22 protein-coding genes, 1 pseudogene and 1 riboswitch are annotated in these 26,743 nt (G+C 44.8%); of the genes and pseudogenes, 18 read left to right on the forward strand and 5 right to left on the reverse strand.

The window, feature by feature from the left end:
• A pseudogene (locus tag JEQ21_RS06900) lies at window positions 1-272 on the reverse strand (IS1634 family transposase); the annotation flags it as partial.
• Window positions 273-518: 246 nt separating this feature from the next.
• Here JEQ21_RS06900 and uvrA point away from each other — a divergent pair.
• From uvrA to JEQ21_RS06950, 10 genes are all read left to right on the forward strand, one after another.
• Window positions 519-3,350: an excinuclease ABC subunit UvrA gene (uvrA, locus tag JEQ21_RS06905; RefSeq protein ID WP_199364667.1), complete on the forward strand. Its 2,832-nt coding sequence runs from the start codon at window positions 519-521 to the stop codon at window positions 3,348-3,350.
• A gap of 4 nt (window positions 3,351-3,354) precedes the next feature.
• Window positions 3,355-4,416, forward strand: coding sequence for a M24 family metallopeptidase (locus JEQ21_RS06910; RefSeq protein ID WP_199364668.1), 1,062 nt, complete (start codon window positions 3,355-3,357; stop codon window positions 4,414-4,416).
• A gap of 61 nt (window positions 4,417-4,477) precedes the next feature.
• The gene (gene efp, locus JEQ21_RS06915; protein WP_135038641.1) at window positions 4,478-5,038 is read left to right on the forward strand and encodes an elongation factor P; all 561 of its coding nucleotides are present in this window, start codon (window positions 4,478-4,480) and stop codon (window positions 5,036-5,038) included.
• Window positions 5,039-5,050: 12 nt separating this feature from the next.
• The gene (locus JEQ21_RS06920) at window positions 5,051-5,437 is read left to right on the forward strand and encodes an Asp23/Gls24 family envelope stress response protein (RefSeq protein ID WP_196092290.1); all 387 of its coding nucleotides are present in this window, start codon (window positions 5,051-5,053) and stop codon (window positions 5,435-5,437) included.
• A complete protein-coding gene (nusB, locus tag JEQ21_RS06925; protein WP_196092291.1) occupies window positions 5,430-5,873 on the forward strand; it encodes a transcription antitermination factor NusB in 444 nt (147 codons plus the stop codon). The genes JEQ21_RS06920 and nusB overlap by 8 nt, the downstream gene beginning before the upstream one ends.
• Window positions 5,874-6,138: 265 nt before the next feature.
• A complete protein-coding gene (locus JEQ21_RS06930; RefSeq protein WP_233340796.1) occupies window positions 6,139-7,806 on the forward strand; it encodes an ABC transporter ATP-binding protein in 1,668 nt (555 codons plus the stop codon).
• Window positions 7,799-9,538, forward strand: a complete 1,740-nt coding sequence (locus JEQ21_RS06935; RefSeq protein ID WP_199364670.1) for an ABC transporter ATP-binding protein — start codon at window positions 7,799-7,801, stop codon at window positions 9,536-9,538. Before JEQ21_RS06930 ends, JEQ21_RS06935 begins: the two co-directional genes overlap by 8 nt.
• A gap of 276 nt (window positions 9,539-9,814) precedes the next feature.
• Window positions 9,815-10,042, forward strand: coding sequence for a garvicin Q family class II bacteriocin (locus JEQ21_RS06940; protein ID WP_199364671.1), 228 nt, complete (start codon window positions 9,815-9,817; stop codon window positions 10,040-10,042).
• Window positions 10,043-10,183: 141 nt separating this feature from the next.
• Complete coding sequence (locus JEQ21_RS06945; protein WP_199364672.1) at window positions 10,184-10,339, forward strand: hypothetical protein; 156 nt, start codon at window positions 10,184-10,186, stop codon at window positions 10,337-10,339.
• A gap of 365 nt (window positions 10,340-10,704) precedes the next feature.
• Window positions 10,705-10,845 (forward strand): hypothetical protein, encoded by a 141-nt coding sequence (locus tag JEQ21_RS06950; protein ID WP_199364673.1) that lies wholly within the window; start codon window positions 10,705-10,707, stop codon window positions 10,843-10,845.
• Window positions 10,846-11,323: 478 nt separating this feature from the next.
• Here the strand turns inward: JEQ21_RS06950 and JEQ21_RS06955 are convergent, their stop codons facing one another.
• The 4 genes from JEQ21_RS06955 to JEQ21_RS06970 all read right to left on the reverse strand — a co-directional run bounded on the left by JEQ21_RS06955 (window position 11,324) and on the right by JEQ21_RS06970 (window position 15,143).
• Window positions 11,324-11,773, reverse strand: a complete 450-nt coding sequence (locus JEQ21_RS06955) for an ASCH domain-containing protein (RefSeq protein ID WP_196091813.1) — start codon at window positions 11,771-11,773, stop codon at window positions 11,324-11,326.
• An 11-nt stretch (window positions 11,774-11,784) separates the two neighbouring features.
• Entirely contained in the window at window positions 11,785-12,339 is a 555-nt protein-coding gene (gene thiT / locus JEQ21_RS06960) for an energy-coupled thiamine transporter ThiT (protein ID WP_196091812.1), read from the reverse strand.
• 55 nt (window positions 12,340-12,394) lie between these two features.
• Window positions 12,395-12,524, reverse strand: a riboswitch (TPP riboswitch).
• 227 nt (window positions 12,525-12,751) lie between these two features.
• Window positions 12,752-13,705: a LacI family DNA-binding transcriptional regulator gene (locus tag JEQ21_RS06965; RefSeq protein ID WP_199364674.1), complete on the reverse strand. Its 954-nt coding sequence runs from the start codon at window positions 13,703-13,705 to the stop codon at window positions 12,752-12,754.
• Window positions 13,695-15,143, reverse strand: a complete 1,449-nt coding sequence (locus JEQ21_RS06970) for a sucrose-6-phosphate hydrolase (protein WP_199364675.1) — start codon at window positions 15,141-15,143, stop codon at window positions 13,695-13,697. Before JEQ21_RS06970 ends, JEQ21_RS06965 begins: the two co-directional genes overlap by 11 nt.
• A gap of 183 nt (window positions 15,144-15,326) precedes the next feature.
• Here JEQ21_RS06970 and JEQ21_RS06975 point away from each other — a divergent pair, with 183 nt between their 5' ends.
• The 8 genes from JEQ21_RS06975 to recG all read left to right on the forward strand — a co-directional run bounded on the left by JEQ21_RS06975 (window position 15,327) and on the right by recG (window position 26,194).
• Window positions 15,327-17,225: a sucrose-specific PTS transporter subunit IIBC gene (locus JEQ21_RS06975; protein WP_199364676.1), complete on the forward strand. Its 1,899-nt coding sequence runs from the start codon at window positions 15,327-15,329 to the stop codon at window positions 17,223-17,225.
• A gap of 91 nt (window positions 17,226-17,316) precedes the next feature.
• A complete protein-coding gene (gene scrK, locus JEQ21_RS06980) occupies window positions 17,317-18,198 on the forward strand; it encodes a fructokinase ScrK (RefSeq protein WP_199364677.1) in 882 nt (293 codons plus the stop codon).
• Window position 18,199: 1 nt separating this feature from the next.
• Window positions 18,200-18,613: a peptide deformylase gene (locus tag JEQ21_RS06985; RefSeq protein ID WP_199364678.1), complete on the forward strand. Its 414-nt coding sequence runs from the start codon at window positions 18,200-18,202 to the stop codon at window positions 18,611-18,613.
• A gap of 131 nt (window positions 18,614-18,744) precedes the next feature.
• On the forward strand, window positions 18,745-19,275 hold the full coding sequence (locus JEQ21_RS06990) for a PTS sugar transporter subunit IIA (protein WP_199364679.1): 531 nt from the start codon (window positions 18,745-18,747) through the stop codon (window positions 19,273-19,275).
• 504 nt (window positions 19,276-19,779) lie between these two features.
• Complete coding sequence (gene secA, locus JEQ21_RS06995) at window positions 19,780-22,299, forward strand: preprotein translocase subunit SecA (protein ID WP_196091805.1); 2,520 nt, start codon at window positions 19,780-19,782, stop codon at window positions 22,297-22,299.
• Window positions 22,300-22,700: 401 nt separating this feature from the next.
• A complete protein-coding gene (acpS, locus tag JEQ21_RS07000) occupies window positions 22,701-23,090 on the forward strand; it encodes a holo-ACP synthase (protein ID WP_196091816.1) in 390 nt (129 codons plus the stop codon).
• Window positions 23,062-24,168 carry an alanine racemase gene (alr, locus tag JEQ21_RS07005; RefSeq protein WP_199364680.1) on the forward strand — a complete coding sequence of 369 codons (1,107 nt, stop codon included), beginning with the start codon at window positions 23,062-23,064 and terminating at the stop codon, window positions 24,166-24,168. Before acpS ends, alr begins: the two co-directional genes overlap by 29 nt.
• Before the next feature lie 7 nt (window positions 24,169-24,175).
• The gene (gene recG, locus JEQ21_RS07010; RefSeq protein WP_199364681.1) at window positions 24,176-26,194 is read left to right on the forward strand and encodes an ATP-dependent DNA helicase RecG; all 2,019 of its coding nucleotides are present in this window, start codon (window positions 24,176-24,178) and stop codon (window positions 26,192-26,194) included.
• The last annotated feature ends 549 nt before the right edge of the window (window positions 26,195-26,743 follow it).

Below are 26,743 nucleotides of genomic sequence, written 5' to 3' on the forward strand. Positions count from 1 at the left end.
TCGAAGACCATCCAGCCATAAGATTTGTCTGGTTCATTCATGGGAGCAAATAGATCATAGGTAACTTGGATAGTTTTTTCTGGATTTAAAAGGCCAGCTTTAGCCTCCTTCTTCAGTCGATCCAAGACACCTGGTTCACTTTCCTCCATTTCATCAAGCAGACCGTATTTGTGAAGTATTCTTTGTTTTACTTTCCCGTCCTTACGATATCCTTCAACAAGATAAACGTGAGTCCTACCTTCTTTGTTAGTAGTCGTTTTAATAAAAGCCATATTTCTATTATATCATACACAACCATATACAACAAGTGTTTTGTACAAAAAATGTTGAAAAAATACAGTTCTATCAAGCGGTTGAGCTGGATTGCTTACAACACAAAGTGATAAACTCGAGATTATATCTTAAATAGGCTCAAAATCAAGCTTTTTCTCCCCAAGAACCAGTGCTCAGACTTGATTTTAACCCCTGTTTTTAAGGCATTTTTGGTATAATGGAGGAATAGAAAAAGTGAGGATTGTATGCAGGATAAAATTGTTATTCATGGCGCACGCGCCCATAATTTAAAAAATATCGATGTGACTATCCCCCGTGACAAGCTGGTCGTTGTTACCGGTTTATCTGGTTCAGGGAAGTCTAGCCTAGCCTTCGATACCCTTTATGCGGAAGGACAACGTCGTTATGTCGAATCTTTATCTGCTTATGCCCGTCAGTTCTTGGGCAATATGGATAAACCGGATGTCGATTCCATTGATGGTCTTAGTCCCGCAATTTCCATTGACCAGAAGACAACCAGTAAGAACCCACGTTCGACTGTAGGGACCATTACCGAAATTAATGACTACCTTCGCTTGCTTTACGCTCGTGTTGGGACACCATACTGTATCAATGGCCACGGAGCCATTGAGGCCTCCTCTGTGGAGCAGATTGTGGACCAAGTCTTAGAATTACCTGAAGGTCAACGGCTTCAGGTCTTGTCGCCTGTTCTTCGTAAGAAGAAGGGGCAACATAAGAATCTTCTGGCTAAGATTCAAAAAGATGGCTATGTCCGGGTTCGTGTAGATGGCGAAATCTATGATGTTACTGAGGTTCCAGAGCTTTCTAAGAGCAAGAAACATGATATCGAAATTGTGGTTGACCGGATTGCCCTTCGTGATGGAATCCGGTCCCGATTGTTTGATTCTGTCGAAGCTGCTTTGCGTCTTTCCGAAGGTTACCTGATGATTGATACCATGGATGGCAAGGAGTTGCTCTTCTCCGAGCACTATGCCTGTGCGGTTTGTGGTTTTACGGTTCCTGAATTAGAGCCGCGGCTCTTCTCCTTCAATGCTCCTTTTGGATCTTGCTCGGTTTGTGATGGTTTGGGGATGAAATTGGAAGTTGATTTGGACTTGGTGGTGCCAGATGGAAGTAAAAGTCTGCGCGAGGGAGCACTTGCTCCTTGGAATCCGATTTCCTCCAATTATTATCCGCAGATGTTGGAACAGGCCATGAATGACTTTGGGATCAATATGGATACTCCATTTGAAGACTTATCCCAAGAGGACAAGGACTTGATATTCTTTGGTTCTGGTGGACGGGAATTCCACTTCCATTATGAAAATGAGTTTGGTGGTGTGCGTGATATTGATATTCCCTTTGAGGGTGTGGCCAATAACATTAGCCGCCGCTACCGGGAAACCAGCAGTGATTATACCCGCAATGTTATGCGGACCTATATGAATGAGCTGACCTGTGGAACCTGTAAGGGCTATCGTCTAAACCCACCCGCCCTTTCTGTTCGTGTGGGCGGTGAAGAAGGTCTTAATATTGGCCAGGTATCAGACTTGTCTGTCGCGGACCATCTAGCCTATGTTGATAGCCTAGCCTTGACAGAGACAGAGGCCACCATTGCGAAACCGATTATTAAAGAAATTCATGATCGCTTGTCCTTCCTCAACAATGTTGGTCTGAACTACCTGACCCTCTCTCGGACTGCAGGAACCTTGTCTGGTGGTGAGAGCCAGCGGATTCGCTTGGCGACTCAGATTGGTTCTAACTTAAGTGGGGTTCTCTATATCTTAGATGAGCCATCCATCGGTTTGCACCAGCGAGATAATGACCGCTTGATTGAAAGTCTCAAGAAGATGCGTGACTTGGGAAATACCTTGATTGTGGTGGAGCATGATGAGGACACCATGCGAGCAGCGGATTGGTTGATTGATATTGGTCCAGGCGCAGGTGTCTTCGGTGGTCAAGTTGTAGCATCGGGTACGCCTGACCAAGTGGCCAAGGATAAAAACTCCTTGACGGGGCAATACCTGTCTGGAAAACGGTCCATCCCAGTTCCGACAGAACGCCGTACTGGAAATGGACAATTTATTGAGATTACAGGAGCTAGTGAGAACAATCTAAAAGATGTCTCAGCTTCTTTCCCACTCGGAAAGTTTGTGGCGGTCACAGGGGTTTCAGGTTCCGGTAAATCTACCTTGGTCAACGCGATTCTCAAGAAAGCTATGGCCCAGGAACTCAACCGCAACTCGGAGAAACCAGGGCGCTTTAAAACCATTACTGGTATTGACCAGGTCGAGCGGTTGATCGACATTGACCAGAGTCCAATCGGGCGGACCCCTCGTTCCAATCCAGCGACCTATACAGGTGTCTTTGACGATATCCGTGATCTCTTTGCCCAGACCAATGAGGCTAAAATTCGAGGCTATAAGAAAGGTCGCTTTAGTTTTAACGTTAAGGGAGGTCGTTGTGAGGCTTGCTCGGGCGATGGAATTATCAAAATTGAGATGCACTTCCTGCCAGACGTCTATGTTCCCTGTGAGGTCTGTCATGGAACCCGTTATAATAGCGAAACCCTAGAGGTTCATTACAAAGAGAAGAATATTGCCGAAATTCTAGATATGACGGTCAATGATGCCGTTGACTTTTTCCAACATATTCCGAAAATTCAACGCAAACTCCAGACCATTAAGGATGTGGGCTTGGGCTATGTGACCCTTGGACAGCCGGCAACTACGCTCTCTGGAGGAGAAGCACAGCGGATGAAGTTGGCATCTGAATTGCACAAGCGCTCGAATGGGAAGTCTTTCTATATCTTGGACGAACCAACAACTGGTTTGCATACCGAAGATATTGCTCGACTCTTGAAGGTTTTGGAGCGTTTTGTGGAAGAAGGAAATACGGTCTTGGTCATTGAACATAACTTGGATGTGATTAAAACGGCTGATCACATCATCGACTTGGGACCGGAAGGTGGTGTCGGCGGCGGTCAAATTATCGCCGTAGGGACACCAGAAGAAGTAGCGGCCAACCCAGCCAGTCATACAGGTCGTTACTTGCGGACAAAATTAGAGGAGGCTTAGGCTTATGAAACGATTGGAAAAATTGCAAGCGGAACTCGTGGCGCGTGACTTGGATGGCTTCTTGGTCAACAACCTGACCAATGTTTATTACCTAACTGGTTTTTCGGGCTCCAATGCTACTGTCTTTGTAGAACCAGATGCGGTTACCTTTTTCACAGATTCTCGCTATACCCTCGCGGCTAAGGATGTGCTCCATCCAAATATTCGCTTTGTGGAGACGCGCTTAGAACTGGCAGAGGTGGAGAAGCTTGCCGAGGATCGGGGCTTGAAGCGGGTTGGGTTTGAACCAACGGTTCCTTATCATTACTACCAGGAGTTAGCTGGTCGTTTGTCAGAGCAGAAGCTTGTGGCGGAGGCAAATCTGGTAGAAAGCTTACGGATTATCAAAGACGAGTCTGAAATTGCGGTGATCCAGGAAGCTTGTAAGATTTCAGACCAGGCCTTTATAGATGCTCTGGACTTTATCAAGCTAGGGAAAACTGAGCTGGAAATTGCCAACTTCCTAGACTTCCGCATGCGGGAATTGGGGGCAAGTGGCTTGTCCTTTGATTCTATTGTGGCTTCTGGCCCAAATTCCGCCATGCCTCATGCCCATCCAGGTCAACGGAAGCTGGAAGCAGGGGATACGTTGACCTTGGACTTTGGTTGTGTTTTCAATCATTATGTGTCGGACATGACTCGGACCATTTACTTGGATCATGTGAATGATGAGCAGGCAGCCTTGCATCAATTGGTTTTAGACGCCAATCAGGCGGTTATTGATCAGGCACAAGCGGGGATGCTTCTAACTGATTTTGACCAGGTAGCTCGATCTTTAATCGACCAAGCTGGCTATGGTCCAGCCTTTAGCCATTCAATTGGGCATGGGATGGGGCTGGAAGTCCATGAAGTACCTTTCTTCAGGGCTGGGTCAGAGGACCGGCTTCAATCTGGTATGGTCGTGACCGACGAGCCAGGTATCTACTTGGATGGCAAATATGGTCTGCGGATTGAAGATGACCTATGGATTAGAGAAGGAGGCTGCCAGGTTTTAACCAAGGCACCTAAGGAGCTAATCATCATTTGAGGTTTGCCTTGAATTGTGATAGAATGAAGAGAAAAATTTATATTTGAAGAGGTATTCAAGCATGATTGATGCAAGTAAACTAAGAGCTGGGATGACTTTCGTAGCGTCAGATGGTAAATTGCTTCGCGTATTGGAAGCCAGCCACCACAAGCCAGGTAAGGGAAATACCGTAATGCGTATGAAATTGCGTGATGTGCGGAATGGTTCAACCTTCGATACGACTTACCGTCCTGATGAAAAATTTGAACAAGCGATCATCGAAAGCCGCACTGCGACTTATCTATACCAAATGGATGATACAGCTTACTTCATGGATACAGAGAGCTTCGAACAATATGAAATTCCAACTGTAGCAGTTCAAGATGAGCTTCGTTTCATTTTGGAAAACTCCGAAGTGAAGATCCAATTCTATGGAACTGAGGTGATTGGGGTGACTGTACCAACTACAGTTGAATTGACGGTTACAGATACGCAGCCATCTATTAAAGGTGCAACGGTTACAGGTTCTGGTAAACCCGCAACTCTTGAAACTGGTTTAGTGGTAAACGTACCAGACTTTATTGAAATTGGTCAAAAATTGATTATCAACACTCAAGAAGGTACTTACGTATCCCGTGCCTAGAAAGGACCAGCTATGACGCAACAATCAGGTGACATTATTATTGCCCCTCGGGTCTTAGAGAAAATCATCGCGATTGCGACGGCTAAAGTGGATGGAGTTCATTCCTTTGCTAATAAGAATATGTCTGATAGCTTGATGAAGAATAGTTCAAGCCGTGGTGTTTATATTGAAGACATGCAGGCAGATGAAAAAGTTGTGGATATCTATCTATATTTGGAATATGGAGTTTCTGTTCCTAACGTGGCAATGGAAATCCAAAAAACCGTTAAAACAGCTGTTCGCAATTATGTAGAGATGGAATTGGCAGCGGTCAACCTTCATGTTGCTGGAATTGTTCCAGAAAAGACGCCAAAACCAGACTTGAAAGACCTTTTCAACGAGGACTTTCTAAATGACTAAAGCGCAACAAGAAACCCGTCGTGACTTACGAGAACGTGCCCTTCAGACCCTCATGGGATTGGAATTTCAGGAGGACTCCATGGGCCTTGTCGCTTTTGCCTATAACTATGACAAGGAAGAAGTTGAAGAAGAGCGTGAAGTTCCCGTCTTTCTTCTCAACCTTGTTCAAGGTGTTCAAACCCACAAAGAAGACTTAGACCAGAAAATTTCGGTTAAGTTGAAAAAAGGCTGGACTATTGACCGCCTAACCCTAATTGAGAAGAACATCCTTCGTCTGGGCCTCTTCGAAATGCTCTATTTTGAAGAAACCCCAGCCATCGTAGCGGTTAACGAGGCGGTGGAGTTGGCCAAGTCCTTCTCAGAACCAAAATCTGCCCGCTTTGTGAACGGGGTCTTGTCGGCCTATGTAGATGAAGCGGAAGCTAAAGAAGTATGAAAGAGAGGTTAGCTTAGGCTAGCCCCCTTTTTATGTATAAAATCGTTTTTTGTGTATAAAATTAATAGTTATAGTCTTTTAGTTTACTTTTAGTACAAGGCAGCGAGTTGTAGACAGTACTGAAGTACGGCAAGACGAGCTAACACAGTAATAAAAGATAAACTAAAAGAGTATATTGATAGAAAGGATAGGTCAAAAACTCATGCAAACCCTCTTTTCGCACGTGAAAATCTCGACGAAGATGATGTTGGGATTGTTACTTTTTATGGCGATTGGTACAGCTGGTGAGATGGTTCTGCCGACTATGTTGTCGATGATCCTGGAAGATGGTGTTCGAGGAAATAGCCAGCAGGCTGTTATCACTTATGCCTTGATCATGGTCATTTCACTATTTGTTAGTTTCTTAGCAATGTTGGTAGCGAATCTCTTTTCCTCAAAAATTGCGGCCCGCTTAGCTCGTGATCTGCGACAGGCGGTTTTCACCAAGATTTCAAATCTTTCTGCCAAGGAATTTGACAAGTTCGGCACCGCCTCACTCGTGACTCGGAGTACAGCGGATATCGTTAATATACAGGAGTTTACGACCGTGGCCCTTCAATTCGGTTTGATGGGGCCCTTCCTCTTAGCTGCAGGTCTGATTCTCTCCATTTCTACTGGTGGGCAGCTGAGTTTGGTCTTGGTTGTTTCGGTTCCCCTGATGATCATCGTGACCTCCATCTTGGGTTGGTTGTCTATTCGCTATTCAACCCGTTTGCGGGAGCTTTTGGATCAACTGAACCGACGATTTTTAGAGATGTTGGAAGGAGTTCGCGTCATTCGTGCCTTCAACAAACAAGATTTCGAAACGGCTAAATTTGACGTCATTAACCAAGATTACAAGGATACCGCCATTACCAATGGACGGATTATGAACATCCTCAATCCCTTCATTAATCTTGTTTTTGGTCTGACCAATGCCGGTATCCTAATTGTAGGAAGTTTTCTGTTAGCCAATCGCGAAATTAGCGTCGGTAGCATCGTGGCCAATACGGAGTATGTGGCCATTATCCTCTTCGGAATCCTCATCGGCCTTTTTATTGTCTCCATGCTCCCAACGACCCTGACTTGTATTCGCCGTGTGGCGGAAGTTTTAGGAACAGAGTCCTCTATTCGAGATGGAGACAAGCTTATGGAAAAGGCTGAGGCAGTCACCGTAGAATTTAAAAATGTGACGTTTGGCTACGATGATGCGGCAGAGCCTGTTTTGCATCATCTGAATTTCACGACCAAACCCGGACAAATTACGGCCTTTATCGGAAGAACCGCTTCAGGGAAATCTTCAATTCTGAAACTGATTCCTCGACTCTATGATGTTCGATACGGGGAAATTAAAATTAACGGTATCAATATTAAAGACTACAAACTCCAAGACTTGCGTGACTTGATTGGATATGTCCCACAGAAAAATGTTCTCTTCACGGGGGATATCGCGAGCAACCTCAACTTTGGAAATGAGAATGGGCAGGAGGAAGATTGGCAAGTGGCGACGGACATTGCTTCTGCGACTGAGTTTATTCAAGGTAAAGAAGGTGGCTTCCATGCTTCCATTAGCCAAGGTGGAAGCAATCTATCCGGTGGTCAGCGGCAAAGGATGGCCATTGCCCGTGCCTTGATGAAGAAGGCTCCTCTGTATCTATTTGATGATAGTTTATCTGCTCTTGATATGAAGACTGACCAGGCTATTCGCCACCGTTTTCGAACGGATTTGGCTGATGCCAATATTATGATCGTTGCTCAACGAATTTCTTCCATTATGTCTGCGGATCAGATTATTGTCATTGATAAGGGGGAGATTGTGGGAATCGGGACCCATCAGGAATTACTTGAATCGACCCCACTTTACCGAGAAATTGCAGAATTGCAGTTAGGAAAGGAGGCGCTTGACCATGCTTAGTTCTTTTAAGAAGTTATTCCCTTATTTGCGAGCTCATCGATGGAGCTTGGTTTTTATTGCCCTGCTTGCTATTCTAGGAACTAGTTTCACTGTTTTGGCGCCGACCTTCTTGGGGAATGTAACGACAGAGCTTTTCAATGGGGTAGCCAATGATTATCAGTTTAATTGGGACCGCATAGGAAGGCTCCTTGTGATCCTCGTTCTTACCTATGTCGTTGCGGAAATCTTCATTTTTCTTCAGGGATTCTTCCTGTCTCGCGTTTCGGCATCTATTATTAAGACTTTACGCGACGATGTCAATGCTAAAATTCAGAGTCTACCGCTCCAATTTTATGATAGTCGAACCAATGGAGAAATTTTGTCCACCCTGACTAATGATATGGACAGGCTTAATAGTGCCATTGGTCAAAATTTGATTGATGTTTTGACGCAGGTTGTGACGGCTATCGGAATCTTGGTTATGATGCTCAGTATCAATGTTTGGATGACCTTGATTGCGGTATTGATGGTTATTCTGTCCGTTCTTGCATCTATGGGGTCGATGCGCGTGGGGCAGCAGAGTTATGAAAAACAACAAGAACTCATTGCTCAATTTAACGGATTTGTCGAAGAAACCTACAATGGTCAGACGGTAATCCAGGCCTTCAACTACCAGAACCAATCCCAGGCTCAATTTGCTCAGATTAACCAGGAGCTGTCTGAAACCGCTGAAAAAGCGCTGATTGCGACGGGTGCTGTACAACCAATCATTCGTGTAGTCAGCAATCTTGGTTATGTGTCCTCAGCAACTATCGGTGCTTTCTTTGCTCTTAATGGTGTCATTACGGTCGGAAATATCCAGACCATGTTGCAGTATACCCAACGGTTTGCGGAACCCTTTTCAACGATTGCTTCTATGACAGGGGTCTTCTCTGGAGCTAGTGCAGCGATTGATCGGATCTTCGCAATTTTAAATGAGGAATCAGAGGCTCCAAGCCCAGAAAATCCAAACTTCCCAAGTCCTGCCAAAGGGCAAGTGACTTTCGAACATGTTCAGTTTGGATACACAGAGGACAAACTCCTCATGAAGGATGTCTCCATCCAAGTTCAACCGGGGCAAAAAGTGGCCATCGTGGGACCAACGGGTGCTGGTAAAACAACCCTAGTGAACTTGCTGATGCGATTTTACGACATTAAAGGAGGACGCATTCTGATTGATGGTCATGATACTATGCAAATGACTCGTGAACAACTACGGCAAAATTTTGCAATGGTACTACAAGATACTTGGCTCTTTGATGGAACCATTCTGGAGAACTTGATGTATGGTCGCGATGGCATGACAGAAGAAGAGGCTAAGAATGCAGCACGGTTAGCACACGTTCATGACTTTATCAAAACTCTCCCAGGGACCTACCATTTTAGACTAGAAAACAATGGTGTCAATGTTTCTCAAGGAGAACGCCAACTTTTGACAATCGCTAGGGCCATTGCTGCAGACCCTGCAATCATGATTCTGGATGAAGCTACTTCTAATGTAGATACCCACACCGAATTGAAAATCCAAGAAGCTATGAGTCAGCTCATGAAAGGCCGTACGAGCTTCGTCATTGCCCATCGCCTCTCCACCATTCGTGATGCAGATATGATTCTCTACATGGAACAAGGGGATATTAAAGAAGTCGGAAACCATGATCAACTCATGGCCCAAGATGGCAAGTATGCGGCTCTCTATAACAGTCAATTCCAATAATCATTCCTAGTTGATAGGATTTCTTTGAAACAAATTAGTATAACTGTTACGAAAGATGTACCCCAGATGTTTTCCCTAAGGTTTAACGATTGGGGTACGTTTTTTTTATAACTCAGCTAAATAAGAGAATGCTATATCAAAATTTTTTGCTGATAATATTTATGGTCTATGTTTTCAAGTTTTTTACCATTCAGGATGTTTTGACGACATTTTAGGACTTTTGGGTTTGAAAAGAAGAAGGCTGTGCTATACTCAAATGCAGATTGGAGGTAAAAGATGAAAACAGATTCACTTTCTTTATCTGAATTGCAAAGCCTATTTGCAGGGACAGCCGGTACCAGTAAATTTGTGATGGCAGATGCCAATGGCTATTCTTGTCGCTATCCCAATGGACAGTGGGGCTATATTGTAACCAAGTCGCCGTTTGAAGCAACCAAAGATACGGTCGTAAATGGTTGGGTATCATCGATGGCTGGTGGATATTGGTCAGGAGGTAGACCTTAAATGAAGGAGGAAGAATTGTTGGAGCACTATTACAATCTCTTATTGAGTTCAAGCTTGCTACCAGACGAGCGGAAGATCCTGCTCGCTTATAAGTAAGATTTAATTGTTTCTAATAGAAAATGGAAAGATTGTTTTCTAACCATGGTTGAAGAAATTCGCCTTTTATCTCTCCAGAAGATTGGGGAGGAGGGACTTAGCCCGGATTTGGCGGAGTTCTATAAGAAAGTTGCTTTTATTGCCAAGGTGGAAGAGGAGAAAGCCAGAGGGCTGGCCTCCTTGGGAAACTTTTTTCATTAAGGATTTGTGAAAGTCGGGAACAGCTCCCGACTTTTTATGGCAATTTCAGTGATGGATGGCTGAAACTTATTTATACAAGTAATACTCATTACATTTCAAAATCTGAATGTGTTAATCCTCTTCGCCGAACCCTAAGTTCTATCTTCATTGGATTGCCTTTTCAGATTTCGAACTGTTTCGAGTATAAATATACGATGCTTTATGTTTTCAAATTTTTACCATTCAGGATGTTTGGATGACATTTTGGGACTTTGTTGTTTGAAAACCGTGGATAAGTAGTAAAATGAAACTAGTAAAGTGCCGTGGATCCTAAAAAATCACTGTACGATCAATTTTAGGTTCACTTATAAGAAAGTGAGGAGCTTATGAAAAAAACATGTGTCTGGGTTAATCGTAAATATCTTGAATCTCCTCTTGGATTGGGGATAAATACGGTGGCCTTAGTTTTTTTAGCTCTATTAAAGGAAACACTTCGGAAACTTTTACAAGGAGTTGAAGACGAATAAAACTGAGAAAATAGATTTCGTTTTTTCGAGACACTCCGAAAATAGTTGAAGGGAGTAGAAAAGCCCCCTATCTTGTAAGTCTGAAAATGGAGTTATGCTATGGCTTTATACTTTTTATTATTGTTTTTAGTGATAGAAATAGTTGTCTACAGGAAATACCGGAACCTTTTTAGAAAAGTTTCGTTTGTGGATATCTTACTACTTCTTTGGAGCCTTGCCCAATTTCTGGATGGTTTTCGTTTAGGATATCTAATTATGGTTTTGATCTGGCTGGGATTTATCTTAGTGGAGCTAAAGTGGGGGAGGAGTAAGAAAGATGAAAGGAGATAAGACGTGGCTATTATGAAACGGCTCAATTAGTTTCACCAGTAGTATGTTATCCAATAGATTTCATGAGAATTTAAACCCCATCCAGAACGAGTTGTCTGGATGGGTTTTAAGAATATACAAGCCTAAGTTGAAAAATGGAAAAAGAAATTTAATCTATACGTTCAAAGATTTCAAAAACCATCATCGCATCATCCCGGAATTCTATGCCTGCTTCTTGGAAATAGGGCTTAAAGAAAGCATCGTGAACCTTTCTCCAGTAGGCATAACTTAGGTCACCTTCTCCTTCCATGCGGGCTTGGTCGGGAGTGATTTCCTTGTAGGGGATGAGGAGGACTTCCTTTGTTTGGGTGATGCAAACGGGTTCTTGGGAGCCATCAAGGATAACATTGTATTCCCCAATTTGAGGTAAAGGGTCGTCCTTTCCATAGAGATCAAGTGCGGATGTAGTGGCCGTCTTTTTTCCGATTTTAACCAAATCAGCTAGTTCATCGGCTAGTTTAGGACTATCTCCAAAACTCCAAGCTTGGAATTTGGTTTGAGGAGGGAGCTTTTTCTTGGAACAAAAAGCAGCCCAGTAGTCGGAAATCTCGGATGTCATGTGTGAACCTTCTAATCTGTTAAGAAAAACCGGGGTTGTAAGTGTACAAGAGGAAGGATAACGAGGAGGCTAAAAGCGAGGGTTAGCAGTCCAGCTGTTCCATTTACACTGAGTGAGTAGATGATGGGGGACATTCCTTCAGGTGCATAATCAGACCAGAATAGAATTCCTGCCCAAAAATGAAAGAGGTAACGAACCAAAATAGCCGTGAAAGCAGCTAGAGTGGCTATTTTGATAGCCTGGCTCTTGTGGCCTTTTTTAAGAGCGGCCTTAAAGGAAGGGGCAAAGAAACCGGCCAGTCCCATAACGAGAAAGGCTAAAACATATTCAATGAATACTTGGGGAAGACTTAGATAATAAACCCTTGAAAGAAGAAAATGCAAGAGTCCCCAGCTGAGTCCAGCTAGTAAGCCTGGTTTCAATCCTCGTCTGAGAGAAAATAGAAGTAGGGGGATGGTACCAAAGGAAGGGGTAAACCAGGATGCAAAATCTGGTAGCATGGAGAGGGCCATAGCCAGGGCAGCAAAGATTGCTGCTTCTGTTAAGACGGATAAATTTTTGGACATAAAAAACTCCTTTCAGCAAGTGCGAAGGAGTGATGAAGTCATGGAAAGCTTTCCAAAAAGGTTAGCAACATTTCCCTACGCCAGTATTAACTGTGTCAGGTTCCATGGGTCTCTTCTTTCTATGGTTTATCTAGTTGGATGAATCATGAAAGAAGATCTCAGCCTCAGCACCCCAAATGTTTTCTGAATTCATTTTACCATAGTAAGCGCTTTACTTCAAGAATCTATTCCTTTTTGAAAAGTGGTTATACTGGACAAACTTCAAAATCGGAATACTCGAAAAATTTCAAAAAAATGACTAGGAAAGCCGATGGTGGTAGAACTGAAGTTCACCGAAGAGGCTTGACAACGTCAGATTTTGAAATTTAATGAGTATTACAAAAAAATCCTAGGTAAATAACTAGGATTAAGTCTAATTACGAGGACTCGCGAGTAAGCTGACAGGGAGAATATAGCCACTGTGATCAAGTGCCTGTCCTTTGATCCGTTTTAATAGAATCTCGACCATCAACTCAGCCATTTCAGAAATGGGCTGTTTAATAGTGGTTAATTGTGGGTGGTAGTGTTCAACATAGTGGGTGCCATCATAACCGACGACCTCTAAGTCTAGGTTCATGCTTTGGGCAATGTTTTGGACTTGGATTGCGGTTAGGTCATCCGAAGCGAAGATACCATCCGGTCGGTGATCTCTGAGGATTTGTCGAATTTCCATCTCCTTGCGTTGGGTGCTGTAGTGGGATGGAAGATTGACAATGGGTGCCTGAGGGAGTACGCTGGCAAAGCCGGCGTGTCGGAGGCTGGTGGGAGAGTTGGAGTCATCATTTCCTGTCAGCATAAGAATGTTATTAGCTCCGGTTTTGAGGAGGTAGTTGGCGGCGATTTCGCCGCCACTATAGTTGTCAGATGCGACGACAGGGATGTCTGGGGAGAGGTTGCGGTCAAAGGCGACGATAGGGGCGGATACACGGTCGTAGTCGTTAATACCTAAGTTGTGGCTGGAAGAAATAATGCCATCTACTTGGTTGGCTTCTAGCATTTCCAAGTATTCCTTTTCCTTGTCTGGTTCTCCTTGACTATTACAGATGATGGTTTTATAGCCGTGTTTGAAGAGCTCTGCTTCAAGGGCATCGATTAACTCAGCATAGAATACATGGCCTAGCTTGGGGAAAATCAGGCCGACTAATTTGGCAGATTTTCCTTGCAGGCTGCGGGCCATATTATTGGGCTTATAGCCGAGTTCCCGCATGCTTTTGGTGACCTTATCAATGGTTTTCTGTGACAGGTAACCTTTGCGGTTGATGACACGAGAGACAGTAGTGGGGCTAACACCGGCATGTTCGGCGACATCTGTTAGTTTAACGGCCATTGAACGAGAGTGGATAGTAGTGCCCAGTTACTTGTCCTTTTGTTAGATAGCAGCCTGTTTGGTCTTGACCTGGGAAGGCCCGACCGGATAGAACAAATTCTCCACCGTTGATAAAGATTTCAAAGGTTGATTGGTCGATAAAGATTTGAAGTTTTGTGTCTCCTTCTGGGAGTTCCAAATCTCGACTTTCCCCATGTTCTAGATCGAAGCGATGTGCCAAACCGGAGCGATCGACGGTCAAACGACCAGCTTCACGGTCAATCTGAATGTCAAGTCCTTTTTTGTCTGCATTCGCAAAGAGTACCAGGTTGGCATCTTGCCCGGCGGGAACAGTGAGTTCTAACTCATAGCTGTTGTCAGTGTCAACACGATCCGCCCAAGCTTCTTGAGCTTGGCGAAGCTCCTTCATGGCTTCAACTGGCTCTTGGTAGAGTTTACCGTCTTTGAGGCTTAGCTTTTTAACGAGAGACATGCAGCCTTGGTGTTCAAAGGCATCTGATGGGTAGCTAACGTCTGGCAAGCCCATCCAAGAGATGGCATAGGCTGTTCCATCTGGGGCATTGAATCCTTGAGTAGCGTAGGTTTCAAATCCATAGTCGAATTGCATGAGGGATCCAACATCAACCATTTTTGCTGTGGTACTGTCAAACGATTGACCGATTTTATAGAGGTTTGGATAGATGTTCTGGTAGTCAAAAACGTTTTTATCCAAGCCTTGTGGGCAGTAGAGAAGCACCGGTTGTTGGTCGATAAAGACTAGGTTGGGACATTCCATCATATAAGCTGTGCGGTCGTTGGCAAAATCTAAGTCGCCCACCTCAGTCCAGTTGCGGATGTCCTTGTCCTCAGCCTTGTAGAGGCGGACAAAGCCCTTTTTCTCCAAATCTTGACCACCCACGATGGCATAGAACTCCCCTTCATATTGGAAGATTTGTGGGTCACGGAAGTGATCGGTCGCATCACTCGGTTGTTCAATCAGCACTTGATCGATTTTTTCCAAAGTGCCATCTTTATGAAGGAAGGCACCAATTTGTTTAGGATGGCGAATCCAATTTTCGTCGCGTACATTTCCTGTATAAAATAAGAAGAGCTTGTCCTCTACCTGAAAGGCAGATCCGGAATAAGCGCCGTGGCTGTCAAGCGGGGTATCGGGAAGGACTTTTAGTCCAGTTTCTTTGAAGTTTACAAGGTCGTCACTTTCCAGTTGCACCCATTGCTTTAGGCCGTGAGCTGCGCCAAAGGGAAAGTTCTGATAAAAGAGAACCCACTTGCCATCAAAATAAGAAAATCCATTGGGGTCGTTGAGTAGCCCTGTGGCTGGCTCAACGTGGTAGTGGTTATGCCAAGGGGACTGGGCGTTGAGGTCTTTGAGTTCTTGAAGTTCCTTTTCTGTCCAGTCTTCGTAGCGTTTATAACGGTTTTCTGTAGTCCATTTCATAAAAGCGCCTCCATAGTTTTTTGCTATTTTATAGTAAATGTTTTCCTAAGAAAAATCAAGGGTTTACCCTGCCAAAAATATTTTTTCTGCAAAACGATTGACATATTTGCCAGATGTGATAAAATAACAATTGTCAGAACGGTGTAAACCGTTTTCAAAAAAATCAAAACAAGGAGTTGTCACATGGATAACAAGCAGATTGCCCAGTCCGTAATCGAAGCGCTTGGTGGACAGGAAAACGTGAACAGCGTTGCCCACTGTGCGACCCGCCTACGGGTAATGGTCAAAGACGAGTCCAAAATCGATAAGGAAACTGTTGAAAGTTTGGACAAGGTTCAAGGAGCCTTCTTTAACTCCGGTCAATACCAAATCATCTTTGGTACTGGTACCGTTAATAAAATTTATGATGAAGTCGTAGCATTGGGACTTCCAACCAGCTCAACTGGTGAACAGAAAGCTGAAGCTGCTAAACAAGGTAACTGGTTCCAACGTTCTATCCGTACTTTCGGAGACGTATTCGTACCAATCTTGCCAGCTATCGTTGCGACTGGTCTCTTCATGGGGATCCGCGGAGCTATCAATAACGATGCTGTACTAGGTTTGTTTGGAACAACCTCAGAAGCTTTCTCAAGCACTGATTTCTACTTGTGGACACAAGTTCTTACAGATACTGCCTTCATCTTCTTCCCAGCCTTGATTGCTTGGTCTGCTTTCCGTGTATTCGGTGGTAACCCAGTTATCGGGATTGTCTTGGGCTTGATGATGGTTAGCCCAGCTCTTCCAAATGCTTGGGCTGTTGCTTCTGGTGATGCAGAACCATTGATGTTCTTTGGGTTCATCCCAGTCGTTGGCTACCAAAACTCAGTTCTTCCAGCCTTCTTTGTTGGTTTACTTGGTGCAAAATTAGAGAAGTGGTTGCATAAGAAGGTTCCAGATGTGTTGGATCTCTTGTTGGTTCCATTCATTACCTTCTTGGTGATGTCTGTTCTTGGACTTTTTGTCATCGGACCGATCTTCCACTCTGTTGAAAATATCGTACTTGCAGCAACAACTGCAATCCTTGCCTTGCCATTTGGTCTCGCAGGATTGATTCTTGGTGGCGTTCACCAATTGATCGTGGTAACTGGGGTTCACCACATCTTCAACTTGTTGGAAGCACAATTGATTGCCAATACTGGACGCGATCCATTTAACGCCATCATTACTGCTGCTATGACCGCTCAAATGGGTGCAACTCTTGCGGTTGGTGTTAAAACAAAAGATAAAAAACTCAAAGCACTTGCCTTCCCAGCAGCACTTTCTGCCAGCTTGGGTATCACAGAGCCAGCTATCTTCGGGGTTAACCTTCGTTTCGGAAAACCATTTGTAATGGGATTGATTGCCGGTGCAGCCGGTGGTTGGTTGGCATCCATCATGAACCTTGCCGGAACAGGATTTGGTGTAACCATTATCCCAGGAACTCTCCTTTACCTTAACGGTCAATTGTTGCAATACATCATCATGGTTCTTGCAACGACTGGTCTTGGATTCGGTTTGACTTATGCTTTCGGTTATAACGAAAAAGAAGAAGAGGTAGAAGAAGTTGACGCGGCTGTCGAAGCAGCGCAAATGGTTGGTTTGCAAGACGAAGCCGTAGCAACTCCAGTTGAAGGAGAAACAGTTGCTCTTGAAACTGTCCATGACCCAGTCTTCTCTAGCGGTGCAATGGGAAGCGGTATTGCGATCAAACCTAGCCAAGGTGTAGTTTATGCTCCAGCAGATGCAACGGTTACAGTTGCTTTCGAAACTGGACATGCTTATGGTTTGAAAACAGATAAGGGTGCGGAACTCTTGATCCACGTTGGGATCGATACAGTTTCTATGGCTGGTAAAGGATTTGAACAAAAAGTTCAATCTGGTGCCAAAGTGAAAGCTGGTGATGTCTTGGGTACCTTTGACTCAGCAGCAATCGCTGAAGCAGGACTTGAAGATACAACCATGTTTATCGTAACCAACACTGCTGAATACGGACAAGTTTCTCCAGTAGAAGCAGGACAAGCTGTCCAAAAAGGTTCAGAAGTTCTTAGCCTTTCTGCTAAATAAGTGTTAAAATAAAAGGGCCGAGACAGTTCAGTCTCGGCCTTAACTATGTTATAAAAAGCTAAAAATCACACAAAAAACGAGGAGGTCTCGCATGTCTGAAAAACTTTATGCTAGTTTGGAAGCTGGCGGAACGAAATTTGTCTGTGCTGTCGGTGACAGCAATTTTGAAGTCGTGGAAAAAATTCAATTCCCGACAACGACACCTGAGGAAACCATTGGCCAAGCCATTGAATTTTTCTCAAAATTTGACTTGGCAGGTCTAGCCATTGGTTCCTTTGGGCCATTGGATATTGCCCATAGTTCGGAAACCTATGGGTATATCACCACAACCCCTAAACCTCACTGGGCCAATGTTGATTTGGTTGCTCCGTTTAAAGATGCTTTGGAGATTCCAGTTTATGTGACCACTGATGTAAACTCTTCTGCCTTTGGTGAAATTGTTGCCCGAAACCATAAAGTCAATCATTTGGTTTACTATACCATTGGTACAGGTATTGGTGCGGGTGTTATCCAGGATGGTTTATTTATTGGCGGACAAGGGCATCCTGAAATGGGACATGTTCCGGTTGCTGTGCATGATTTAGACCGCGAGGCTGGTTTTGAAGGGGTCTGCCCTTTCCATGGTGTTTGCTTGGAAGGCATGGCAGCTGGCCCAAGTCTAGAAGCTCGCACCGGTTTTCGCGGAGAAAATATTGGTTTGGACTCAGATGTCTGGGATATTCAAGCCTACTATATTGCACAGGCAGCTGTTCAGGCTACAGTCACCTTCCGTCCACAAGTTATTGTCTTTGGGGGTGGGGTTATGGCTCAAGAACATATGTTGAAACGCGTCCACCAACAGTTCGAGAAATTGTTGAATGGTTACCTTCCAGTTCCAGATCTCAACGATTACATTGTTACCCCAGCTGTGCCTGACAATGGGTCAGCGACCTTGGGTAATTTCGTCTTGGCTAAGGAAGTGAGTGAATCCTAAGATGGCACCTGAAATTATTCGGGATCAGGTATTTCTTAGCCGGCCGTCAGCTCCTGTCACTCCTCTGGATTTGGGCTTGGCAGAGCAATTACGGATTGCTCTGGCCGCGAATCGAGATCGGTGCGTGGGCTTGGCCGCCAATATGATTGGCCATTCCAAACAAGCTATGATTATCAGCATGGCTCCAGGTCTGGATTTAGTCCTCTTCAATCCTAAAATCCTTAGTCAATCGGAACCATATGAGACGGAGGAAGGATGCTTGTCTCTGGATGGAGTCCGGCCAACGAAACGCTATCGGAAACTCCGCATCTCTTATCTGGATCAACAATTTCAGCCCCAGGAGCTGGATTTAGAAGGTTTCCCCGCTCAGATTTTCCAACATGAGTGGGACCACTTTCAGGGGATTTTGATTTAAAAAAGCTCACTCGCTAAAACAAGTAGCGAGTGAGTTTTTTGCCAGGAGAAGAAAGCTCTTCCTAGCTTGACATTTGGCTAAAAGATGATACCATTAAATCAAGTTATAAAACGTTTACAGAGGTGATAAAAATGGCTGAGAAATCGTGGTTTCAAAAACGAATTGGTTCCTTGTTTTCAAATAAGGATGCTGAGGAACAAGGGGAGATGATTGTAGCGAGTCCTGTGGCAGGCGAAGTTTTACCTTTGGAAGAAGTGAATGATCCTGTTTTTGCAAGTGGCGCAATGGGAACCGGTTATGCCGTGAAGCCTGTAACCGATGTAGCTTATGCACCCGTTAGTGGAGAAGTGACGATTGCCTTTGAAACGGGGCATGCTTATGGTTTGCGGACAGCTCAAGGTGTAGAACTCTTGGTTCATATTGGGATTGACACCGTCTCCCTAGAGGGAGAAGGGTTTGACGCCAAGGTGAAACAGGGACATATGGTTGAAGCAGGAGATGTTTTGGCCCAGTTTGATCCCCTTGTGATTGCGGAGGCCGGCCTGGAAGCAACGACCATGATTATTGTGACCAACCCTGCAGAGTTTTCACAAATGGACCGCTTGGCCCAAGAGACTGCTGAAGAAGGAGATGCGCTATTTGCCTTGAAGCGACCTGAATAAAAGGCAAGATTGTAGTCACGGAGCAATTCTTTAGAAAACTTTCTTGAAAATGGGGTTTGCCCCCCTTAACCAGAGAGAGTGGGACAGAACGATTTTAATTGTAAAAATCGTTCGTTACAAGTCTTTATTTCATGTTGTAAGCTGAAACGGTTTATCCCCAAACCGTCTCACTCCCACCTCCGGTCTAAAGGCATGTTGAATGCCTTTAGAGCTTATGGATGAAATGAACGAAGTTCATGTCAATGTTGATTAGGTAATTTTCGGAGGTCAAAGAGTCAGAAATTGACTCTTTGAGTTTCTGGATAAGAGAACATGAAATGTTCTCTCAATAAAAGCGAACGAAAATACCAATCAACCACTGCGTCAAAGTGATTTCACTAATGAGAATAGGAAGGTCGAGACAATTGTTCGAACCTTTTTTCATTTTTGGGTAAAATTTTCAAGATGGCCTAGATTGTGATATAATGAAGGGCAGTAGAAAAAAATGAACAAGTAAGGAAAACAATGGCAAATTTATTAAAATCCATTATTGAAAACGACCGAGGGGAACTTCGGAAAATTGAACGGATGGCAGACCGTGTTTTCTCTTATGAAGAGGAAATGGCTGCTTTAACGGATGACGAACTTAAGGCAAAAACTGACGAGTTCAAAGATCGCTATGCTGATGGTGAATCCTTGGATGATCTCTTGTATGAGGCTTTTGCGGTTGTACGTGAGGGTGCTAAACGGGTCCTCGGACTTTTCCCTTATAAGGTACAGGTGATGGGGGGGATTGTTCTTCACCATGGTGACGTGCCTGAAATGCGTACCGGTGAGGGAAAGACCCTGACTGCGACCATGCCGGTTTATCTCAATGCTATTTCTGGCCAAGGAGTTCACGTAGTTACAGTGAATGAGTACTTGAGTGAGCGGGATGCGACTGAGATGGGGGAGCTTTATTCTTGGTTGGGTCTGTCTGTTGGGATTAACTTGGCTTCCAAGTCACCAATGGAGAAACGTCAAGCCTACGCCTGTGACATTACCTACTCTACCAATGCGGAAATCGGTTTCGATTATCTCCGTGATAACATGGTGGCTCGTCCAGAGGACATGGTCCAACGCCGCTTGAATTATGCTCTTGTTGACGAGGTTGACTCTATCTTGATTGATGAGGCGCGGACGCCTTTGATCGTATCTGGACCAACCTCATCTGAAACCAACCAGTTGTATTACTTGGCAGACCGCTATGTGAAAACCTTGGAGGAGGAGGACTATATCATTGATGTCCCATCCAAGACCATTGGCCTCTCAGATTCTGGAATCGACAAGGCCGAAGCCTACTTCAAGTTGGATAACCTCTATGATATCGAACACGTGGCCTTGACTCACTTTATCGATAACGCTCTTCGGGCCAACTACATCATGACCTTGGATATCGATTATGTCGTGAGTCCGGAACAAGAAATTTTGATCGTTGACCAGTTTACCGGTCGGACCATGGAAGGTCGACGCTTCTCTGATGGCTTGCACCAAGCCATTGAAGCCAAGGAAGCTGTTCCGATTCAAGATGAAAGTAAAACATCGGCTTCGATTACCTATCAAAATCTATTCCGGATGTATAAAAAGCTATCTGGGATGACCGGGACCGGGAAAACTGAGGAAGAAGAATTCCGTGAAATCTACAACATTCGGATTATTCCAATTCCAACTAACCGTCCTGTACAACGGATTGACCATCCAGACCTCTTGTATCCAAGCTTGGAAGCCAAATTCAAGGCTGTCGTTCAAGAAGTTAAAGAGCGTTATGAAAAGCGCCAACCGGTTCTTGTGGGTACCGTATCGGTGGATACCAGTGATTACCTTTCACAAAAATTGGTAGAAGCTGGAGTTCCTCACGAAGTCTTGAATGCCAAGAACCATTACAAGGAAGCTCAGATTATCATGAATGCTGGTCAGCCTGGTGCGATTACAATTGCGACCAACATGGCTGGTCGGGGAACCGATATCAAGTTGGGTGAAGGGGTTCGTGAAAATGGAGGTCTCTGCGTTATCGGTACGGAACGCCACGAAAGCCGGCGGATTGATAACCAGCTTCGTGGACGTGCCGGTCGTCAGGGAGATCCAGGTGAATCTCAATTCTACCTATCACTTGAAGATGATTTGATGCGCCGTTTTGGTTCTGAGCGGATTAAGGCTCTCTTGGATCGGATGAATCTGTCAGAAGAAGAGTCCGTAATTCGTTCTGGTATGTTGACGCGTCAAGTGGAGGCGGCTCAGAAGCGGGTTGAAGGGAATAACTACGATACTCGGAAACAGGTCTTGCAATACGATGACGTGATGCGGGAGCAACGAGAAATTATCTACCGGGAACGGTACGATGTGATTTCTGCTGATCGAGACTTAGCCCCTGAAATCCACGCGATGATTCGTCGGACCATCCAACGCCAAGTGGAAAATCATAGCCGTTCCTCTAAGGAAGAACGCCTAGAAGCTCTTTACAATTTTGCCCATTACTGTATTGTGCCGGAAGATGAAATCGAGAAAGAAGACTTGGAAGGGCTCAATGATGCGGCGATGGTGGATTACTTGTATGACTTAGCCATGGATGTCTATGATGATCAAGTTTCCAAGTTGCAAGACGAAGCGGCAGTTAAGGAATTCCAGAAAGTCTTGATTTTACGGGTTGTGGATAACAAGTGGACCGATCATATCGACGCCCTGGATCAGTTGCGGAATGCGGTAGGACTACGTGGTTATGCACAAAATAACCCTGTTGTTGAGTATCAGGCTGAAGGTTTCCGCATGTTTAATGACATGATTGCTTCCTTGGAGTACGATGTGACCCGCTTGATGATGAAAGCACAAATTCATCAACAGGAACGTCCTCGTACAGAGCATAAGATCACTACAACAGCAACTCGGAATATTGCAGCAGAAGGCAGGGAATTACCAGGTGATATCGATCTAAGTAAGGTTGGTCGGAATGACCTCTGTCCATGTGGTTCCGGTAAAAAATTCAAGAACTGTCATGGTCGTCGTTTGTAAGAATTAAAAGTAGAGGAGTGTGGGCAGTCAAGCTCCACTCCTTTTTCTAGCGAATGCTCTTTCCATTTCAAAAACGAACGTTGTCAAGGTTGTGACAAAAGTCTCAACGGTCCTATTTTAGTTAGTGAATTCACTTTGACGCAGTGGTTGATTGGTCAAACAGCTAAAAGGCTGTTTGAGGTATCAGATAGGATTTGCGAAGCAAATAACAATTGTTCGCTTTTATTGAGAGAACATTTCATGTTCTCTTATCCAGATACTCAAAGAGTCAATTCCTGACTCTTTGACCGTCCTATCTCAAAAGCCACAAGGTCATCTGTTTCTTGGAAACAATCACCGTCGTTTTTTCTAGCCTTGTTTGAAATGAATCGAGTCTTTCGATGTTGGAATTGGTTAAGAATATGATTATTGGACATGGAATCGATGTGGAGAACTTGTCTTCGATTGCGAGTGTTATGGAGCGAAAGCCAGGATTTGTCGGCAAGGTTTTAACCCCAGCAGAGCAAGTTGTTTTTGAAGGCTTAAGTCCCAAACGGAAATTGGAATATGTTGGTGGTCGCTGGTCGGCCAAGGAGGCCTTTGCCAAGGCTTGGGGGACAGGTATTGGGGCAGGTCTATTGGGATTTCAAGATTTAGAAATTTTAAATACGGATGACGGGGCGCCCTACTTTTCCAAATCCCCCTTTGCGGGGAAGGTCTGGGTTTCCATTAGTCACACTAAAACTCTTGTTCAAGCCAGTGTTATTTTAGAGGAGGTTAGTCATGAAAACGAGTCCGCATCGGCCGACTAAGGCGGTAATTTCTTTGGAGGCTATTGCCTATAATATTGGGCAGGTTGCCAGTCGATTGCCAGACAAGACTCTCAAAATGGCAGTGGTTAAGGCTAACGCCTACGGTCATGGTGCTGTGGCGGTTTCTCATTATATTCAAGGGATTGTAGATGCTTTTGGGGTCTCCAATATTGATGAAGCCTTAGAGTTACGTGAAAGTGGAATCACCAAAGAGATCCTAGTCTTGGGAGTGACAGCTTATGCGGCGGTCTCTTTGGCACAAGAGCACGATATTTGCTTGACGGTGGCTAGCCTAGACTGGGTGCAGGAACTCTTGTCTATGGGGCAGAGTTTAGAAGGTTTGCGGGTTCACCTCAAGGTTGACTCTGGCATGGGACGGATTGGTTTCCGTTCTGCAACTGAAATCCAGCAAGCCCAGCGAGCTTTACAAGCCCAGGGAGTTGAAGTAGAGGGGCTTTTCACTCATTTTGCGACTGCTGATGAGGTAGATGCTAGTTATTTTGAGGAACAAGGACAGCGCTTTATCAACCTTTTGGAAGAGTTGGAGGAGGTCCCAGCCTTGGTGCACGCTTCCAATTCAGCAACCAGCATTTGGCATCCCGAGACCGTTTTGAACATGGTTCGCTTGGGCAATATTATTTACGGTATGAATCCAAGTGGGCGTACTTTGGAGATTCCTTTTGAAATTAAAGCAGCCTTGTCCCTGGAATCCGAACTAGTCCATGTTAAGAAAATAGCTTCCCAGCAAGGAGTGGGCTATGGGAAAACTTACGTCAGCCAAGAGGAAGAGTATATTGGGACCCTCCCTTTAGGCTATGCGGATGGGTGGACGCGTGATATGCAAGATTTTGAAGTTCTGGTTGATGGTGTTTTTTGTCCGATTGTCGGTCGGGTTTCCATGGACCAGTTAACCATTCGCTTGCCCGAGGCTTATCCAATTGGAACGAAAGTAACCTTGATTGGCAGCAGTGGTCAGGAGAGGATTGATGTGACCCAGGTTGCTGAATACAGGGGGACCATTAATTACGAAGTTGTTTGCTTGCTCAGTGATCGCATTCCTCGTGTTTATCGAAAATAGGTGAGTTATGAATTTGCATCAACCCTTAACCGTATTAGCGGGAGTGGGTCCCAAATCGGCTGAGAAGTGGGCTCGTTTAGGGATTGAAACCTTACAAGACCTGCTCTTGTATTTCCCTTTCCGCTATGAAGATTTTAAACATAAATCCGTTTTTGATTTGGAAGATGGTGAGAAGGCTGTTTTGTCGGGTGTTGTTGTCCGTCCGACCAGTGTTCAGTACTATGGCTATAAGCGTAACCGCGTTCGTTTCTCCATTCAACAAGAGCAGGTTGTGATTGGCGTTACCTTTTTTAACCAACCCTATTTGGTGGATAAGATTCAGATGGGGGCGACTGTTGCGGTTTATGGCAAGTGGGACCAGGCTAAAAATAGTCTAACGGGTATGAAGTTTTTGACCCAAATTGACCAGGATCTGCAGCCGGTATATCACGTAGCCCAAGGGATTTCTCAGGCTAGTCTGGTAAAGTTGATTCGACAGGTTATCGATGAGGGGCTTCATCAGTTACTGGAAGAGAATGTGCCACAAGTATTACGGGAACGCTACCGCCTGTTAGACCGCGTTACGGCAGTGGAGTCTATGCATTTTCCACCAGATTTAGCAGCTTACAAACAAGCCCTTCGGCGGATTAAGTTTGAGGAACTCCTCTATTTCCAACTGCCTTTGCAGTTACTTAAACGAGAACAGGGCAAACCGGGGGATGGGGAAGTTCTGACCTATTCACCGGATCTCCTGGCCCAGGCTAAGGCCAACCTTCCTTTTTCGCTCACGCAAGCCCAGGAGAAGGTCCTGCAGGACATCTTGGCAGACATGGCCAGTGACCGTCAGATGAGTCGCTTGCTACAGGGGGATGTGGGAAGTGGGAAAACGATTGTGGCTGCCTTGGCCATGTATGCCGCTTTTACCGCAGGTTTCCAAGCAGCACTCATGGTGCCAACGGAAATCTTGGCTGAGCAACATTTGGAGAGCTTGGACCAGCTCTTCCCGGATGTTCCCAAGGTCTTGCTCAAGGGGAGTCAGACGGGATCGATCAGGCGGGAGGTCTTGGAGCAAATTGCCTCTGGCGAGGCGGCTTTTGTCATTGGAACGCAGGCACTGATTCAGGATGGGGTGAGCTATGATAAACTAGGCCTGATTATTGTGGACGAACAACACCGCTTTGGGGTGAAGCAGAGGCGCGCCTTACGGGAAAAAGGTCTGCGTCCAGATGTGTTGATGATGACGGCGACGCCCATTCCAAGGACCCTGGCTATCACGGCTTACGGAGACTTAGATGTCTCGATTATTGACCAGTTGCCAGCAGGCCGGAAACCGATCGTAACGCGGTGGGTTAAGCATGAGCAACAGGAGCAGGTCTACACCTGGTTAAAAGAGGAAGTTCAGAAAAAAGCGGCTCAAGCCTATGTGATCTCCCCTTTGATAGAGGAGTCTGAAGCACTGGATTTAAAAAATGCTCAGGATTTGCAGGCAGAATTGCAGTCTTTCTTAGGTCAAGGAATAGAGGTTGGCTTACTTCATGGACGAATGAAGGCAGCCGAAAAAGATCAGGTCATGGACCGCTTTAAGGCTGGTCAACTCAATGTTCTGGTCTCGACGACCGTCATTGAAGTGGGGGTCAATGTTCCCAATGCTTCTATCATGATTATCGTTGATGCTGACCGTTTTGGACTCAGTCAGCTCCACCAGCTACGTGGGCGTGTCGGACGGGGTTCAACCCAATCCTACGCTGTACTGATTGCCAATCCCAAAACAGAAACCGGAAAATCACGGATGAAAATTATGACCGAGACCACCGACGGGTTTCGCTTGGCAGAGGAAGATCTGAAAATGCGAGGGTCTGGTGAGATTTTCGGGACCCGGCAATCTGGATTACCGGAATTTCAGGTGGCGGATATTCTAGAGGATTTTCCTATTTTAGAAGAGGCTAGAAAGGTAGCTCAGGAAATTGTCCAAGACCCGGATTGGCGCAGCAATCCCTTATGGAAAGAAATTGTGTGGAATTTAGAAGAAAAATCGCTTTTGGATTAATAATACTCGAAACAGTTCGAAATCTGAAACGAATTTTAATCCAGGAATTGGATTAAAATTTATAGGTAATGAAGCAAACATCGCTTGCCATCAATCCGATGAAGATAGTTCAACAGGTCTGGGAGACCTGTTGAATATTATCGCTAAAGCGTGCAAGGCACGCAATCAAAGGGGTTCGGCGAAGAGGATTAAGACATTCAGAGTTTGAAATGTAATGAGTATACTCTTTTAGTTTATCTTTTATTACTGTGTTAGCTCGTCTTGCCGTACTTATTTGAAACTTTCTTCGAAAGTTTTATCAGCAACCTCAAAATCTCCCTCAAGATTTTGACCTGTCTACGACTCGCTGCCTTGTACTAAAAGCAAACTAAAACTCCAAGCAGGCTTCGCCTGCTAACTCATGACGGAAAATTAGTTCAGGTATATAATAAAGATGAGCAATACAAATCCGTAAGTTTATTAGGGCTTTGCCGAGCCTGTAACTAAAACTGGATGAATAAGAGTCATGAGATAACTCGAATACGCCTTGAGCGTGAAAATAAAATTACA

It is taken from the genome of Streptococcus sp. 121 (assembly GCF_016458205.1).
Lineage (GTDB): Bacteria > Bacillota > Bacilli > Lactobacillales > Streptococcaceae > Streptococcus.

Bases quoted from the DNA above. Each gene is read 5' to 3' on its own strand.
- acpS (WP_196091816.1), top strand. From the start codon at position 22,701: ATGATTATTGGACATGGAATCGATGTGGAGAACTTGTCTTCGATTGCG.
- JEQ21_RS06990 (WP_199364679.1), top strand. From the start codon at position 18,745: ATGGCTGAGAAATCGTGGTTTCAAAAACGAATTGGTTCCTTGTTTTCA.
- efp (WP_135038641.1), top strand. From the start codon at position 4,478: ATGATTGATGCAAGTAAACTAAGAGCTGGGATGACTTTCGTAGCGTCA.
- JEQ21_RS06935 (WP_199364670.1), top strand. From the start codon at position 7,799: ATGCTTAGTTCTTTTAAGAAGTTATTCCCTTATTTGCGAGCTCATCGA.
- uvrA (WP_199364667.1), top strand. From the start codon at position 519: ATGCAGGATAAAATTGTTATTCATGGCGCACGCGCCCATAATTTAAAA.
- JEQ21_RS06910 (WP_199364668.1), top strand. From the start codon at position 3,355: ATGAAACGATTGGAAAAATTGCAAGCGGAACTCGTGGCGCGTGACTTG.
- secA (WP_196091805.1), top strand. From the start codon at position 19,780: ATGGCAAATTTATTAAAATCCATTATTGAAAACGACCGAGGGGAACTT.
- JEQ21_RS06930 (WP_233340796.1), top strand. From the start codon at position 6,139: ATGGCGATTGGTACAGCTGGTGAGATGGTTCTGCCGACTATGTTGTCG.
- JEQ21_RS06965 (WP_199364674.1), bottom strand. From the start codon at position 13,705: ATGGCCGTTAAACTAACAGATGTCGCCGAACATGCCGGTGTTAGCCCC.
- alr (WP_199364680.1), top strand. From the start codon at position 23,062: ATGAAAACGAGTCCGCATCGGCCGACTAAGGCGGTAATTTCTTTGGAG.
- JEQ21_RS06970 (WP_199364675.1), bottom strand. From the start codon at position 15,143: ATGAAATGGACTACAGAAAACCGTTATAAACGCTACGAAGACTGGACA.
- thiT (WP_196091812.1), bottom strand. From the start codon at position 12,339: ATGTCCAAAAATTTATCCGTCTTAACAGAAGCAGCAATCTTTGCTGCC.
- JEQ21_RS06955 (WP_196091813.1), bottom strand. From the start codon at position 11,773: ATGACATCCGAGATTTCCGACTACTGGGCTGCTTTTTGTTCCAAGAAA.
- JEQ21_RS06950 (WP_199364673.1), top strand. From the start codon at position 10,705: ATGAAAAAAACATGTGTCTGGGTTAATCGTAAATATCTTGAATCTCCT.
- nusB (WP_196092291.1), top strand. From the start codon at position 5,430: ATGACTAAAGCGCAACAAGAAACCCGTCGTGACTTACGAGAACGTGCC.
- recG (WP_199364681.1), top strand. From the start codon at position 24,176: ATGAATTTGCATCAACCCTTAACCGTATTAGCGGGAGTGGGTCCCAAA.
- scrK (WP_199364677.1), top strand. From the start codon at position 17,317: ATGTCTGAAAAACTTTATGCTAGTTTGGAAGCTGGCGGAACGAAATTT.
- JEQ21_RS06975 (WP_199364676.1), top strand. From the start codon at position 15,327: ATGGATAACAAGCAGATTGCCCAGTCCGTAATCGAAGCGCTTGGTGGA.
- JEQ21_RS06940 (WP_199364671.1), top strand. From the start codon at position 9,815: ATGAAAACAGATTCACTTTCTTTATCTGAATTGCAAAGCCTATTTGCA.
- JEQ21_RS06920 (WP_196092290.1), top strand. From the start codon at position 5,051: ATGACGCAACAATCAGGTGACATTATTATTGCCCCTCGGGTCTTAGAG.
- JEQ21_RS06985 (WP_199364678.1), top strand. From the start codon at position 18,200: ATGGCACCTGAAATTATTCGGGATCAGGTATTTCTTAGCCGGCCGTCA.
- JEQ21_RS06945 (WP_199364672.1), top strand. From the start codon at position 10,184: ATGGTTGAAGAAATTCGCCTTTTATCTCTCCAGAAGATTGGGGAGGAG.